Here is a 12,185-nt window from a genome sequence, read left to right on the forward strand (position 1 = left end):
ATGGGCGGCATGATGTAATAAGTCGCCAGAAAGTGTTGATTTATCAACGATTGACAGCTTTATAAATGAGCTGTCAATCCAAAAAAATCACATTTCGCTAACATTTCACATCGAAATCTTATTATTGAGGATGTCCACTAAAGTTTGATTAATCTTTTGTGAGGCATCCTCTTTCATTTTCTTTGTGACATGAGTATAGATTTTCATTGTGGTTTTTATGTCTTCATGTCCAACTCGTTCCATAATCGTTGCAAGATCGACTCCCGCAGCAGTTAACATGCTAATGTGAGTATGCCGAAAAATGTGAGGGGTTGCATGCTTCTTAATCGTTGTTTTTTCTATAAGTCTTTCCATACGTACCAGGATGTTTTTAGGAGCGAATGGATACCCATTATCCCTGCAGAACACAAAATTCGCTTCATGAAAGTCCTCTTTGTACTTTAGTCTTCCTGCCTCATGAAGCTTCATTTGTTTGATTTTGTGCTGTTTTAGTAAATTCATCACATACTCAGGAATATCGAATGTCCGAACTGAACCTTCTGTTTTTGGTGGAGTGAGTTCATATTTTTTCATGTTATTCGTTTCGTTTGTTAACGTTTTAGTAACACGGACTAAATTTTTATTAAAGGTAATATCGGTCCATTTTAAGGCGCAAAGTTCCCCAGAACGCATTCCGGAAAATACAAGCAAATAAAACCATTCAGTGTCCAAATACAGGCCGTATTTCTCTACCGCATCTAAAAACTCGGATACCTCGTTTATCTCTAGGTACTTTTCTTCAATGTCCTCATTTTCAATCTCTTCAACTGTTTTTCGCTTTTTAGGAATAACGGCGTAAGTTGTTGGACTTTCTTTTATCAATTTTTCTTGAACTGCATATCTAAAAATCATCCCAGCTGTGGTATGGACGCCTTCAATTGTGTTTCTTGCATAGGAAACAGGTTTTCTTTTTTTATTTGGTTTTGATAAATCAATTAAGATGTCCTGATACATTTTGGATGATATTTTATCTACATTTACCTTGGCGATATATCTTAAGAGGATTTTAATTTCCTTTCGGCGAATCCTGACAGTGTTTTTCTTTACCCCTGTTAATACGTATACCTTTAACCATTCCGCAGCAAGTTTATCAAACGTCATTTTCCTTACTTTTTTCTCATCAATGCCGTTTTCCTTTAATTTTCTTATCGCATCTTCAACCCTTTTGGCAGCTTCTTTCTTAGTTTTTCCACGGCGAGAAATTTGTCTCCTTTTACCCGTTACAGGATCCGATGGACCATCAGCAACGCAAACCCACTTCTTGCCCTTGATTAGTTCTTTACAGTACATTGATCATTCTCCTTTCCTTTGATTTTTTATATAAATGCACATTCCGCGTAAGATAAAATCTCTTTAGCATCAGCGGCTTGTATAATAAATTGTTTGTTTTGGAATGTATGTTCTGTTTTACGTTATAATGAAAAACCCGATAAGGGCTAACACTAATTTAATTGATTCCTTTAAAATAACATTTTGCCATCTTCGGATAAGGTAAAAGTTAATGGAATAAATGTTCGGTTTGGTAATAAAATATCCCAAAAATATATATCCCTTTTGAAAGATATACAAAAACATATGTTCGATTAATGATGAAAAGAAAAAGCCCGGATAGGACTCAAAAAACTAAACACCTTTCACTATAAATAAATAAAGCATTTTTACATTTCGAATGGATATAAATATCGAATGAAGAACCCCAGCTAACCACATTACAAATACAGTCCATAACCAGTAAGGAGTTAAATCATTTTTAAAAGTTTTGGGAACGAAAAATTGACTTGCGAAGTAAAGCAAAATACCAATTAAAACAATTATCAATTGGACAACAATAGCCCAAGTGAAAAAAATTACTAAGATGGAGAATTTGGATGTTTTCGGGTCTTTTTCGCTTGGCTTATTTTTTAATTCTCTTATTACATCAGACTGTGAACTTGCAATAACCGCGATACTTGCAACATTAAATCCTGCAAGTATTGAAATAGCTGTTATAACAATATTGTTTAGTGTCTGAAAGTTGTTTATAAATTGCTTTATATTCACATTAAAAAACAAAACAGGAATTATTGTTAGTCCAAGAGCAATCAAAAGAGCAAAAAGTAAATCAAAAACTTTCTCGGATGAAGTCGAAAACTTCCGATACTCCTTAAATGATTCGAGTACAAACCTATTCGATTTGCAAAATGCTTTTATTTTTTGACCCATGATTATTCTCCTCTTTTTAATAGGTCTCTATCATCACCAATTTTCTTTATTTTATCATATAAATCATCACTAATCGGACTATTATTAGTATCTACTTTTATTGCAGGTCGATATCGTTCAGAATAAGAATCAACATTAAAAGTACGATCTGACCCTGATTGTTCCCCGACTACTTTTATAGCAGTAACACCTTTCTGACCTTTATATTTTTGAATAAATGGAATCATTTTTCCAAGTCCCTCACGAGCATATCTAGCTTTAAATTCCAAAAGAACATGCGTGCCATATATACTGTCGGTTTCTTCTTGAAGCTCTTGAATAAATTCATTCTCATCAGACTTTTCTTTTGTACTTATTTCTATGATTGTAGATTTAACTTTATCTAATTTTTTAATGTCCTCTAATAAATTAGAGCTGACAAGTGAGCAAATGTTCAAATCGGTATATTTCGAGGCACTAATTGTTTCAGATCCGAATTTTTCAAGATAAGTTTGTACTTTTGAGCGCCCCATTCTAACATCGGTTGATTGCAATAACATAAATCCATCTTCCTTCCTTATCAGGAAGTGCGTATACATCTCTTCTCCTTCTCTTTTGTCTTTTGGATTTTCTCTTGATTCAAGAGTATCTGCATGAATAAGATTTGCTTTTGTTCCATATGCGGCACTTTTGAATTTCCCGTAGATATATTTTTCATCCTGTTGTAAATCATCAAGCAAAGTAAACCATTCGTCTTTAACGTTCATTTTTCGAGCTAATGGTTCTTCGTCAAATATCGTTTTGAGTAAGCGATAAACAAACTGAAAGTCCCATGTTATGGCGTATTCATCATTTTTAACTTTTTTTCCAAGACGAAGCTTGTTAGTTTGTTTTATATAATGAAGATCAAATTGAAAAGCAGTAAAACTAAATTGTTTTGTCTTGTTAGCCAACTTTATTTCCTCCTAAATTATTTTATTCCAACCACTTAATCGCCCCGACCTTACCGCCAATCGAAGCAATGAGATCCACTTTTCGGTTAAACACCAATTGCAGCCGGTACTGTGCAAATTTTTCTGTTACAAGGAAGTGATCCGCAATTTCAGAAATACATACAGCCTGATCGGTTGCCGCAATATAAACACTTTCTAAAAATCGTGCGGGCATAAGAAGATAAGCTGACATTCGTTTTGCCTGGGCTTCAAGTTTGCCAATGTAATGCTTGTCCATTCCAATCTGTGATGTATGGTGAGCGTAAATGTGGCAGAATTCCTCTGTAAGAAGTAATTTCTTTTCGATCGCATTCAAACCAGGTCGAATGTAAATTAGTCCGCGGCGGCCGCGATTTTTTGGAATAGAGAAGGCTTTAATTCCGCCTTTGATGTTACCTTCATAAAAATCAAAGGGCAAAATTTTAATCCCGTAACGACGGCAAATTTCGAATATGTCAATTTCATCTGCAGATTGAAAATTAAAGTGTGAGAGTACGGCTTCTGCTCGCTCTTCCCAATAGTCTGATTTAGTTGTAGGAAGTAATTGCCCCAGTTGCATGGTGTAACGACTCCTAAATATGAAATTAAGGGGAGGGTGGGTTCCTCCCGAACAATTAATTAATTTCTTTCACACGCATAATTGTCGTGATCCCGATCCATTTTCGGCTGATAAGCCGGATGACTGGACGGCACACCGTTTGGATATACTCTTCTTAGATCGGTACAGTTTGCAAAATTGGTTTTAACCGGTTCTGGTTTTGGAGTAGAAGGAACCTTCGGTTTAGACGGTTGTGTCTTTATAACTTTTGCAACACAACCGACAAATCCTCTGTTTGTTACGTAACCGGATCGTGACCATATTCTAAGATGTTTCGCTTGAGCACTGTCTTCTGCTTTTTCGTATGTTGAGAGATACTTGTAGGGTGGTTCATATACATAGGCGACTCTAGCGTAGCCTTCTTTTAATAATGTTTCTTGAACTGATTTCCCATCAACAAATACATAAGCTAACAATCGGCCGTATTTATCAGTGCGACTTTTCTCAAACTCAAGCGTAAGTTTTCCGCTGTTCACGAGTTGGCGATTTCGCTCTGCGGCATCTTTGGCGAATGGCTGAACACAAGTGCCGGGTTTTTTAGATTCGGGTGTATCTACAAGTAAATAACGAACTGTTTCCTCTTTCCCTTTATAGTTGACTTTGATTGTATCTCCGTCTACTGTTTCAATAAGGGTAACAGCTGCTCGGTTTACTTTACTTTGAGGTTTTGTAGTATTATGTTTTGTAGCTTGATTTGTTTTTGTTTCTGTTTTTGCTTCATTTTTTGATGTTCCTTTGTCTTCAGTTGCAGCAGAGTTATTTTCTTTTGATTTATTTTGATCAGTTTCTTTTTGTGCAGCCTGTTTGGTTTGGTTATTATCTGTGCTTGCTTTTTGCGGTTGTTCACATGCCCCTAACAATAATGAAAGAGTCAAAGGTAATGTTAAAATTAATCGTTTCATTTTATCCCCCTCAAGATATCATCATAGTTGATTTGTACGTTCTTTTACTTTATCTCTAATTGCTTTAACGACGCTATCAAGATTATTCTCTGGTATATTACGAATCGTTCTTTTTTTCGATCCGAAAACTCCTTTGATTTTTAAATAAAGAATCCCCAACTCCATTAGAGCTTTACCAAAAGGATTTGGAGCGATATCGAAATCAACTTCAACAATATCTTTATATTGAATGGTTTCAGTCTCAGCGCCACCAAATAATCCGCCTTTCATCGTTACAAAAACTAATTTGCTTTCTGCCACAATGATAAAGCCAGTCTTTGTTAAGGTGGGATTTGCTGTTTCAAATGAAAAAATCTTTTCATTATCCTTGATCACTTTTTTTAATGCTTTTATGGCAAGTTCATAGAACTTTCGTTCCGACTTTGGAAATTCTAAAATAAATTCCTCCATTTCCGTTAAAGTCACTGGATATTCCATGATGCCAAACCGATAGTTAAGTTTAGTATAATTCCCCATGTTTTTAGCCCCTTTTTACTTTTTATATGTATTAATGGGTGAATGTCCCATTGATACAGAAAAAATAAATACCCCCAATAACGGGCGGAATTAAAAGAATAATATAAGTTAGGATAAATATCTGATATTTGTTTAAAATAAAACACGCCTAAGCGTGCTTTAATCATCGATAATATCTTCGTCGTCCTCATCATCTGCATCAAGATCTTTCTTGATAAATTCCCACATCTTAATCAGTTGTTTGATTTTTTTCTCCGGTGCATTGGCAAGATCGTGGAAGAGAACAGGGTGCTTTTTTATTTCTTCTAATATTTTTAGTTCTTCTTTTGAAAAACCTAATTTCTCATCAGAAATTTTAACTATATTTGCGTCTGGAAGCTTATTCTTGATCGTAAGCCTGTAAGGGAGAATAACAGACTTTCCGGATTGTGTATATGATTCTAAATAACCGGTTTTTTCTTCGGTACGCCCAAGAAGATAATCTGTTGACACATTAAATAGATCAGCCATCTTCTGAAGGGTTTCAGTGTCGGGTTCACTACGACCGTTTTCATAGTGAGAATAACGAGCACGGGAAATTCCTATTAAATTTGCAATGTCCTCTTGAGTTCTTTTACCCCTCAAGTCTTTTAATCTCTTCCCTAACACTCATCATCCTCCTCTCTATAATCATTTAATTTATCTTTATTATAGATACAGTTTGTATCGTTTTAAATAGATGATAAAAAAAGTATCAAAAAAGTATTGACGATACAGAATGTATCAAATATAATTTAGATACAGTGATACAAAACGTATCAGAAAAGAGGTGAATAAAATGCGAAAACGATTAGTAAACGAAAGAACTTCACGAGACTGGACACAAAAACAAGTGGCCGAAATGTTGAATATCTCAGAAGTCTACGTTAGAAAAATAGAAAAAGCTGAAAGAAATCCTGGTCGCAAAACCATGCTTAAGTTTGAAAAACTTTATGGTGTTAGAGACCGCGATCTTTTCCCTGATCTTTTTCAGATAGATATTGATACAAAATGTATCAAAACTAATTCAGCCTAAGGAAGCCAGCTGATGAACCTCCAACCCACGAAAGGCGGTGAAGAAATGTCAATTCAAAGAAAAAAACGAAAATCTAAAAAGAAAACTAAAGTTCCAAGTTTAGAATGGAACAACATTAAAGGGGTAAAGCGTGAACGCTTAATCTTGGAGCGTAAGAAAAAAGGTCTTACTCAGGGTGAACTCGCGAAATTACTAAGTGTCTCAACCTCAACGATTTCTCATCTAGAAAACGGGAGAATTAAGCCGAGTCTTGAAGTAGAGAGTGGCCTTTTAGAAATATTTAATGTACCTTTTGAAAAACTGTTTCCTGATTTATAAAAATAGGACTTGACTATTAAAATCAAAATTTTTTCCAGTTGAACAAGAATAAACGACATTTTGCGGTAAGCAACAACTATAATTTTCTTTATTTTGTAATTAGATATTTCTTGAAAGTTCGCGCGATGTCGTCTATCCCATACAATTGGAAACTTTCCGATTTTTATAATGAAATCAGGAGGCGAAGAATGTGAACCAATTACAAACATATAACCATTCCATGTTTGGAGAACTACAAATTTTAGTAAAAGACAATAAAGAGTTTTTTCCAGCTACTGACGTTGCATTAATACTAGGATACGCAAACCCTCATGATGCTTTGTCAAAACATTGCAAGAAAGAGGGGGTCGCGTTTTACGAGGTCCCTTCAAATGGTGGATTACAGAATAAAAAATTTATAAGTGAAGGCAACCTTTATCGTCTGATTGTGAAATCCAAGCTCCCAAGTGCAGAACAATTTGAAAAATGGGTTTTCGATGAAGTTCTTCCGACCATCCGAAAAACTGGTGGATATGTTGCAAATGACGATTTATTCATTCAAACATATTTGCCGCACGCTGACGAACAAACGAAAACCATGTTCAAGGCAACTCTGGCGACCGTAAGAAAACAAAATGAACAGATTGCCGTCATGCAACCGAAAGCCGATTATTTCGATGCACTAGTAGATCGAAACTTACTCACAAACTTTCGGGATACAGCTAAAGAGTTGGAGGTCGGTCAGCGGCAACTGATCAATTGGCTACTCGATCACAAATACATCTATCGTGACGCCAAAGGAAAACTTAAGCCTTATGCTCAGTACGTTCCGGATCTCTTCAAATTAAAAGAGTGGGAACGAAATGGTAAGGCCGATGTTCAAACCTTGATTACACCGAAAGGGAAAGAAACCTTCCGGTTACTACTTAAAAAAGCAAGTTAGGAGGGGGCACTATTGTTAAAACTCGATTTCGACGATGCAGCGATGGACATCATCGCCGCAAAGATCGCTGAGAAAGCCTTTGAAAAACTGAAAGAAAAAATGGATACTGCCAACCAATGGCCGCCATTATTAACCCGAGATCAACTAAAGGATTTCCTTGGAATCAAGGACACAAAAGCATCTGAACTTTTAAATCGTGCTGATTTCCCGGTGATCAGGGAATTTGGAAGGCCGAAAGTTCCCACTCACATGCTCATGAAGTGGATCGAAGAGCATACGGAGTGGATGGATTGCAACTCAAACTTTTTTGATCGCGCTATATAGCCCTTTTTTATCAGATTATTAACTTTTCAAGGAACGAAAGGAAAATTGCTATTTTCGACTCAATCAAGCTATCTATCTTTTATTATAAATTCTACAATTTGAATATTTGGTAAAGGGAGGAAAATAACTCATGGCAGTTGGTAAAGTGATCAAAGCACTAAGGAGGGAACAGGATCTTTCTCAACTTCAACTTTCATTCGATCTAAATGTTTCTCGCGAAAGCATTTCGGCATATGAGACGGAGAGGGCAAAAGTGCCACAAGATATTTCCCGTTCATTGATGGAGAAGTTCGATAATCCTTTTTACGCGATGGAGGTGGCCCATGATTATACAGGTGGGAGCTGGGTTTCAAAATTGGATGGAGAGGCAGTGGACCTTCACCGTTCCACCGTAAAGGACAAAACTTTGGAGGAATTGGATGAAGCTTTAGAGTCGATCAGAGGCGTGAGGTTAGCAACAAAGCCCAAATACATACAAGAGCACGAAAAGCATCAATTAGAAGAGGCTATCATACAAGCGATCGACGCCATTATTGCTCTAACTCATTTCGTTGCAATCATCTGTATCGAATATGGTTTTTCCTGGCTAAAGATGTGGAAGAAGCAGCATGCGAAACTTCGGTCAAAAGGATACATCAAAAGGAGAAGTTGAATGGATCGATCTTTGTTATCCGAGCAATTAGAAGTCGCTTTTGAAGAGATTAGTAGCTTTGAAGATTTACGAGTTTTTCTCAAGCACATTCAAAAATTTTATGGAGGGACAAGCAATGAGAACAGCAGCAGAAATCAAATTGTTACCGGCTGAATTAGGAATGGTTAAAACGGCCATGAGATCATACAGCGACTGGTTAGAAGGGTGGCAAAAGCGCCAGTTTGATATCGCGAAGGAAAGAGTGGAGAACTCAAACGGAAATTTTGAAATGGATGGCATGGAAATGGAGTATGTTTGCCGGGCACTTAGAAAATACGGATGGCTTTATTACAGCATAGGTAAAAGAGAGAAAGCAAAGACATATTTTGAACTAGCCCAAGAAATCAAAGAGAAAAAAGTTCAGTTCCAACAAAAAAATAATCCATTAAAAAAAGCAGTTAGCGCGTGAGTAGACGACATAACTGCATAACCAAAGTAACTAATACTATTCTATCATTCTTGGAATAGAATCCGCAAGGGTCTTCGGCCTCTTGCATCAGGATCAGGAACGATGTTCTCCCCATCCCCCTTCCACTTCGTTCCTGGTTCTGATGGTGGCGACCGAGCACCAGAAAGGTAGGTGTAACAATGAGAGAATTTGATGATTTTGAGGATGATGACGAATTCATCGAAAACATCGTGATTTACGAAAACGAGGTATGCGATTACTGCAAACAGATGCAGGAAGCCGTTCATCCGTTTTTCGGTACAAAAATTTGTGACGTGTGTTATTCAAAGCGTAGAAAGGAGGATTAGAAATGATTGAACACCCAATGATCACACAGATCGAGCGTACCGGTTATCCGGCAGATATGGTCGAACAGTCGGAGCATTTCGGAATCGATTACTACGGAAACGAAATCGTTTCTGGCGATGACGTAGTCGAGGATAAAGAAGCCGGCGAATTGATCTTGAAAGACGATCTTGAGAAGTACCTTGAAGAAGTTTACGGGTTCAAATTTTTTACCGCAGAGTGAGGTGAGGAGAATGCATTTAAAATCCGGAAGCTGGACAGTAAACGAGATTTTCTACATGGTGAATCACATCGATGTTTTGAGTAGAAAAGAAAGTTTTGACATTGCACTTGCTATCGTTGCTTGCAGACTAAATCGTTCAGCGAGTGAAGTGAGACGGCGCTACGAGCAGGAAAAGAAAAAGAACCATCACATTGCTGTGTGACGGTTAGATAGCACTTGTCAAATATTCTTAATTCCTATTTTAGGGGATTCGGACAAAAAATTCAATAGTAGTAGGGAGGACAAGCATTTTGAAACCATTTGAAATTGAATACAGCAGGGATTCTTTTGACCAATGGCGTTTATCACAGGTTGGAGGGCAGATCGCTTTTAACAAGCATAATCAGCCAGTATTCCAGTTCAAAAACCGTGAACAATACAATCGTTATCTTGAATTAAATAGTAAGCGTGGGGAGGTAGCGACAGCTTGAACATTACTGTATTAACCCTTACCAATGGAATGAGCCACGAGCAATGGTTACAGTCCCGCAAGAAAGGGATTGGCGGTTCAGATGCTGCTGCAATCCTTGGTCTAAACAAATGGAAATCACCGATTGCTGTTTATTTGGATAAGATCGGACAAGCTCCTAAAGAAAAGGAACAAAGTGAAGCCGCCTATTTTGGAAATGTTTTAGAAGAAGTTGTGGCCCAAGAATTTTCAAAGCGTACTGGATTAAAAGTTCGCCGGAGAAATGCCATTCTCCAACATCCTGAATATCCCTGGATGCTCGCCAACGTTGACCGATTGATTGTCGGAGAAAAGGCCGGGCTCGAATGCAAAACGGCTTCTGAATATCTGAAAGACGAATGGAAAGATGATGAAATCCCTGCTTCTTATCTGATTCAATGCCAGCATTATATGGCCGTAACAGGCTACGAGGCGTGGTGGATCGCCGTTTTAATCGGAGGCAACAAATTCGTTTATAAAAAGATCGAACGCGATGAGGAAATCATAAAGTACCTGATCGAAGAGGAAAAGATTTTCTGGCTCAATCACGTTGAAAAAGAAATCCCGCCAATGTTTGATGGTTCGGACGCTTCGTCTGATTTGTTAAAAGCACTTTACCCGGAAGCAAAGCCAGAGACAGAAATCGAATTGCCGCCGGACGCAGAAACTCTCATTTCTGCTTTAGACCAGGTTAGCGCGGAACTGAAAGAATTAGAAGCCCGCAAGAAAGAATACGAGAACCAATTGAAAGCGATGATGGGCGATAACGAAAAGGCCTATGCCGGCGAACGGACCATCACATGGAAATCCATCTTTAGCAATCGTTTTGACAGCAAACGTTTTGCTAAAGATCACCCGGAACTTTATCAGCAGTACTTGAATCAATCTTCATACCGCCGTTTAGCGGTGAAATAAGGAGGAATCATAGTTGGCTACAAATCAACAACTCAAGAATCAATTGGCCAATCGAAAGAACGGGGGTAATGCTCCTGCAGCTTCCCCGGCCCAAACGATTGCAGCTTACCTTAAGAAGATGGCGCCTGAAATTGAAAAGGCGCTGCCTTCCCACATGAATCCTGATCGACTTGCACGAATTGCACTTACAACGATTCGTACAAATCCAACGCTTCTTGAATGCACAGTTCCCTCCCTAATGGGTGCTGTTATGCAGTCAGCACAATTAGGTCTCGAACCCGGGTTAATCGGACATTGTTATTTCGTTCCTTTTAATAACAAGAAAAAGGGACCAGACGGTAGAGAGTATTGGGAAAAAGACGTTCAATTCATTATCGGATATAAAGGCATGATCGACTTGGCCCGTAGATCGGGGCAAATTCAAAACATTTATGCTTATACAGTGCATGAAAATGATGAATTCGAATATGCCTTAGGCCTTCATCCGAAACTCGAACATAAGCCAGCAACCGGTAACCGCGGAAAAATGACTCATGCCTACGCTGTGGCTCATTTTAAAGACGGTGGATACCAATTCGAGGTAATGGACGTTGAAGAAATTGAAAAGCGTAAAAAGCGTTCTAAGGCTTCTAAGAATGGTCCGTGGGTAACGGACTATGAGGAAATGGCCAAAAAAACGGTTATCCGCCATATGTGGAAGTACCTTCCGATTTCAATTGAGATTCAAGAACAGGCCGCCCAGGATGAAGTTGTTAGAAAAGACATCACCGCAGATCCGGAACCGGTTGAAATCATCGATGTAACTCCTCCTTTTGAAGAAGAGGATCAGCCTGATCAACAAAAAGAAGAAACAACACCGCCGCCAAATGATATTGGTGAGCCGGATCCAACAGATGAAGAGCTCAACAATCTATTTAATCAAGGATGAAAAAGACAATAGAGTATCCGATCGGCATTCCCTCTTTCTACTGGAAGATTGCCGATTGGAACCCCAAATTGTTTAAGCAATATGTATATGGTTATTTGAAAAGAAATCATCCCGGTTTTAATCCACAACGTGTCAAGAAGGGAAAATATATCGTTTGTGTGAGGGAGGATAACGCGGAATGAAGAACGGTAAACGGCCAACAAAACGTCAGAAAGAGCATATAAAGGCAATGGGGTTAAATCCAGAAAACTGGCTTATCATCAAGAATCTACATAATGAAATGCATTTGGTTCATCGTGAGACAGGAACAAGGCGAATTGTCCCGGCTTAATTTAGGAGGG

General features: G+C 38.0%; 20 protein-coding genes and 1 pseudogene. 14 read left to right on the forward strand and 7 right to left on the reverse strand.

The window, feature by feature from the left end:
* Positions 1 to 105: 105 nt before the first annotated feature.
* The 7 genes and pseudogenes from H538_RS0114150 to xre all read right to left on the reverse strand — a co-directional run.
* The gene (locus H538_RS0114150) at positions 106 to 1,329 is read right to left on the reverse strand and encodes a tyrosine-type recombinase/integrase (protein ID WP_026678174.1); all 1,224 of its coding nucleotides are present in this window, start codon (positions 1,327 to 1,329) and stop codon (positions 106 to 108) included.
* Positions 1,330 to 1,662: 333 nt separating this feature from the next.
* Positions 1,663 to 2,241 carry a hypothetical protein gene (locus H538_RS0114155; RefSeq protein WP_026678175.1) on the reverse strand — a complete coding sequence of 193 codons (579 nt, stop codon included), beginning with the start codon at positions 2,239 to 2,241 and terminating at the stop codon, positions 1,663 to 1,665.
* A 2-nt stretch (positions 2,242 to 2,243) separates the two neighbouring features.
* Positions 2,244 to 3,173: a hypothetical protein gene (locus H538_RS0114160; protein WP_026678176.1), complete on the reverse strand. Its 930-nt coding sequence runs from the start codon at positions 3,171 to 3,173 to the stop codon at positions 2,244 to 2,246.
* 22 nt (positions 3,174 to 3,195) lie between these two features.
* On the reverse strand, positions 3,196 to 3,771 hold the full coding sequence (locus tag H538_RS0114165) for an ImmA/IrrE family metallo-endopeptidase (protein ID WP_026678177.1): 576 nt from the start codon (positions 3,769 to 3,771) through the stop codon (positions 3,196 to 3,198).
* Positions 3,772 to 3,830: 59 nt separating this feature from the next.
* Positions 3,831 to 4,712 carry a thermonuclease family protein gene (locus H538_RS0114170; protein ID WP_026678178.1) on the reverse strand — a complete coding sequence of 294 codons (882 nt, stop codon included), beginning with the start codon at positions 4,710 to 4,712 and terminating at the stop codon, positions 3,831 to 3,833.
* A 21-nt stretch (positions 4,713 to 4,733) separates the two neighbouring features.
* Positions 4,734 to 5,228: a PH domain-containing protein gene (locus H538_RS0114175; RefSeq protein WP_026678179.1), complete on the reverse strand. Its 495-nt coding sequence runs from the start codon at positions 5,226 to 5,228 to the stop codon at positions 4,734 to 4,736.
* A gap of 471 nt (positions 5,229 to 5,699) precedes the next feature.
* Positions 5,700 to 5,876: pseudogene (gene xre, locus H538_RS26730) on the reverse strand (HTH-type transcriptional regulator Xre); the annotation flags it as partial.
* Between the two features lie 169 nt (positions 5,877 to 6,045).
* Between xre and H538_RS0114185 the strand changes: the two are divergent.
* From H538_RS0114185 to H538_RS26480, 14 genes are all read left to right on the forward strand, one after another.
* A complete protein-coding gene (locus H538_RS0114185; protein WP_026678180.1) occupies positions 6,046 to 6,282 on the forward strand; it encodes a helix-turn-helix transcriptional regulator in 237 nt (78 codons plus the stop codon).
* A 45-nt stretch (positions 6,283 to 6,327) separates the two neighbouring features.
* Positions 6,328 to 6,600: a helix-turn-helix transcriptional regulator gene (locus H538_RS23945; RefSeq protein ID WP_081412672.1), complete on the forward strand. Its 273-nt coding sequence runs from the start codon at positions 6,328 to 6,330 to the stop codon at positions 6,598 to 6,600.
* Positions 6,601 to 6,790: 190 nt separating this feature from the next.
* Complete coding sequence (locus H538_RS0114195) at positions 6,791 to 7,522, forward strand: phage antirepressor KilAC domain-containing protein (RefSeq protein ID WP_026678181.1); 732 nt, start codon at positions 6,791 to 6,793, stop codon at positions 7,520 to 7,522.
* Between the two features lie 12 nt (positions 7,523 to 7,534).
* Positions 7,535 to 7,846: a hypothetical protein gene (locus H538_RS0114200; protein ID WP_026678182.1), complete on the forward strand. Its 312-nt coding sequence runs from the start codon at positions 7,535 to 7,537 to the stop codon at positions 7,844 to 7,846.
* A 130-nt stretch (positions 7,847 to 7,976) separates the two neighbouring features.
* Positions 7,977 to 8,498 carry a helix-turn-helix domain-containing protein gene (locus tag H538_RS0114205; RefSeq protein ID WP_026678183.1) on the forward strand — a complete coding sequence of 174 codons (522 nt, stop codon included), beginning with the start codon at positions 7,977 to 7,979 and terminating at the stop codon, positions 8,496 to 8,498.
* Positions 8,499 to 8,651 (forward strand): hypothetical protein, encoded by a 153-nt coding sequence (locus H538_RS26145; protein WP_154657983.1) that lies wholly within the window; start codon positions 8,499 to 8,501, stop codon positions 8,649 to 8,651.
* On the forward strand, positions 8,614 to 8,946 hold the full coding sequence (locus tag H538_RS0114215; RefSeq protein ID WP_026678184.1) for a hypothetical protein: 333 nt from the start codon (positions 8,614 to 8,616) through the stop codon (positions 8,944 to 8,946). The genes H538_RS26145 and H538_RS0114215 overlap by 38 nt, the downstream gene beginning before the upstream one ends.
* 179 nt (positions 8,947 to 9,125) lie before the next feature.
* The gene (locus tag H538_RS26150) at positions 9,126 to 9,293 is read left to right on the forward strand and encodes a hypothetical protein (RefSeq protein WP_154657984.1); all 168 of its coding nucleotides are present in this window, start codon (positions 9,126 to 9,128) and stop codon (positions 9,291 to 9,293) included.
* Between the two features lie 2 nt (positions 9,294 to 9,295).
* A complete protein-coding gene (locus H538_RS0114225) occupies positions 9,296 to 9,514 on the forward strand; it encodes a YqaI family protein (RefSeq protein WP_026678185.1) in 219 nt (72 codons plus the stop codon).
* A gap of 55 nt (positions 9,515 to 9,569) precedes the next feature.
* A complete protein-coding gene (locus H538_RS0114230; RefSeq protein ID WP_154657985.1) occupies positions 9,570 to 9,716 on the forward strand; it encodes a hypothetical protein in 147 nt (48 codons plus the stop codon).
* 88 nt (positions 9,717 to 9,804) lie between these two features.
* Complete coding sequence (locus tag H538_RS0114235; protein WP_026678187.1) at positions 9,805 to 9,984, forward strand: hypothetical protein; 180 nt, start codon at positions 9,805 to 9,807, stop codon at positions 9,982 to 9,984.
* Positions 9,981 to 10,916, forward strand: a complete 936-nt coding sequence (locus tag H538_RS0114240) for a YqaJ viral recombinase family nuclease (RefSeq protein WP_407636396.1) — start codon at positions 9,981 to 9,983, stop codon at positions 10,914 to 10,916. Before H538_RS0114235 ends, H538_RS0114240 begins: the two co-directional genes overlap by 4 nt.
* A gap of 13 nt (positions 10,917 to 10,929) precedes the next feature.
* Positions 10,930 to 11,844, forward strand: coding sequence for a recombination protein RecT (gene recT / locus H538_RS0114245; protein WP_026678189.1), 915 nt, complete (start codon positions 10,930 to 10,932; stop codon positions 11,842 to 11,844).
* A gap of 178 nt (positions 11,845 to 12,022) precedes the next feature.
* A complete protein-coding gene (locus H538_RS26480) occupies positions 12,023 to 12,175 on the forward strand; it encodes a DUF6906 family protein (RefSeq protein WP_169729209.1) in 153 nt (50 codons plus the stop codon).
* The last annotated feature ends 10 nt before the right edge of the window (positions 12,176 to 12,185 follow it).

The organism is Fictibacillus gelatini DSM 15865 (assembly GCF_000430745.1).
Taxonomy (GTDB): Bacteria; Bacillota; Bacilli; order Bacillales; family Fictibacillaceae; genus Fictibacillus_A; species Fictibacillus_A gelatini.

What these genes read in the sequence shown, in the direction of transcription:
- H538_RS0114165 (WP_026678177.1), bottom strand. Translation starts at nt 3,771, where the DNA reads ATGCAACTGGGGCAATTACTTCCTACAACTAAATCAGACTATTGGGAA.
- H538_RS0114185 (WP_026678180.1), top strand. Translation starts at nt 6,046, where the DNA reads ATGCGAAAACGATTAGTAAACGAAAGAACTTCACGAGACTGGACACAA.
- H538_RS0114215 (WP_026678184.1), top strand. Translation starts at nt 8,614, where the DNA reads ATGAGAACAGCAGCAGAAATCAAATTGTTACCGGCTGAATTAGGAATG.
- H538_RS0114155 (WP_026678175.1), bottom strand. Translation starts at nt 2,241, where the DNA reads ATGGGTCAAAAAATAAAAGCATTTTGCAAATCGAATAGGTTTGTACTC.
- H538_RS26480 (WP_169729209.1), top strand. Translation starts at nt 12,023, where the DNA reads ATGAAGAACGGTAAACGGCCAACAAAACGTCAGAAAGAGCATATAAAG.
- H538_RS0114225 (WP_026678185.1), top strand. Translation starts at nt 9,296, where the DNA reads ATGATTGAACACCCAATGATCACACAGATCGAGCGTACCGGTTATCCG.
- H538_RS0114175 (WP_026678179.1), bottom strand. Translation starts at nt 5,228, where the DNA reads ATGGGGAATTATACTAAACTTAACTATCGGTTTGGCATCATGGAATAT.
- H538_RS26145 (WP_154657983.1), top strand. Translation starts at nt 8,499, where the DNA reads ATGGATCGATCTTTGTTATCCGAGCAATTAGAAGTCGCTTTTGAAGAG.
- H538_RS23945 (WP_081412672.1), top strand. Translation starts at nt 6,328, where the DNA reads ATGTCAATTCAAAGAAAAAAACGAAAATCTAAAAAGAAAACTAAAGTT.
- H538_RS26150 (WP_154657984.1), top strand. Translation starts at nt 9,126, where the DNA reads ATGAGAGAATTTGATGATTTTGAGGATGATGACGAATTCATCGAAAAC.
- H538_RS0114230 (WP_154657985.1), top strand. Translation starts at nt 9,570, where the DNA reads ATGGTGAATCACATCGATGTTTTGAGTAGAAAAGAAAGTTTTGACATT.
- H538_RS0114170 (WP_026678178.1), bottom strand. Translation starts at nt 4,712, where the DNA reads ATGAAACGATTAATTTTAACATTACCTTTGACTCTTTCATTATTGTTA.
- H538_RS0114150 (WP_026678174.1), bottom strand. Translation starts at nt 1,329, where the DNA reads ATGTACTGTAAAGAACTAATCAAGGGCAAGAAGTGGGTTTGCGTTGCT.
- H538_RS0114205 (WP_026678183.1), top strand. Translation starts at nt 7,977, where the DNA reads ATGGCAGTTGGTAAAGTGATCAAAGCACTAAGGAGGGAACAGGATCTT.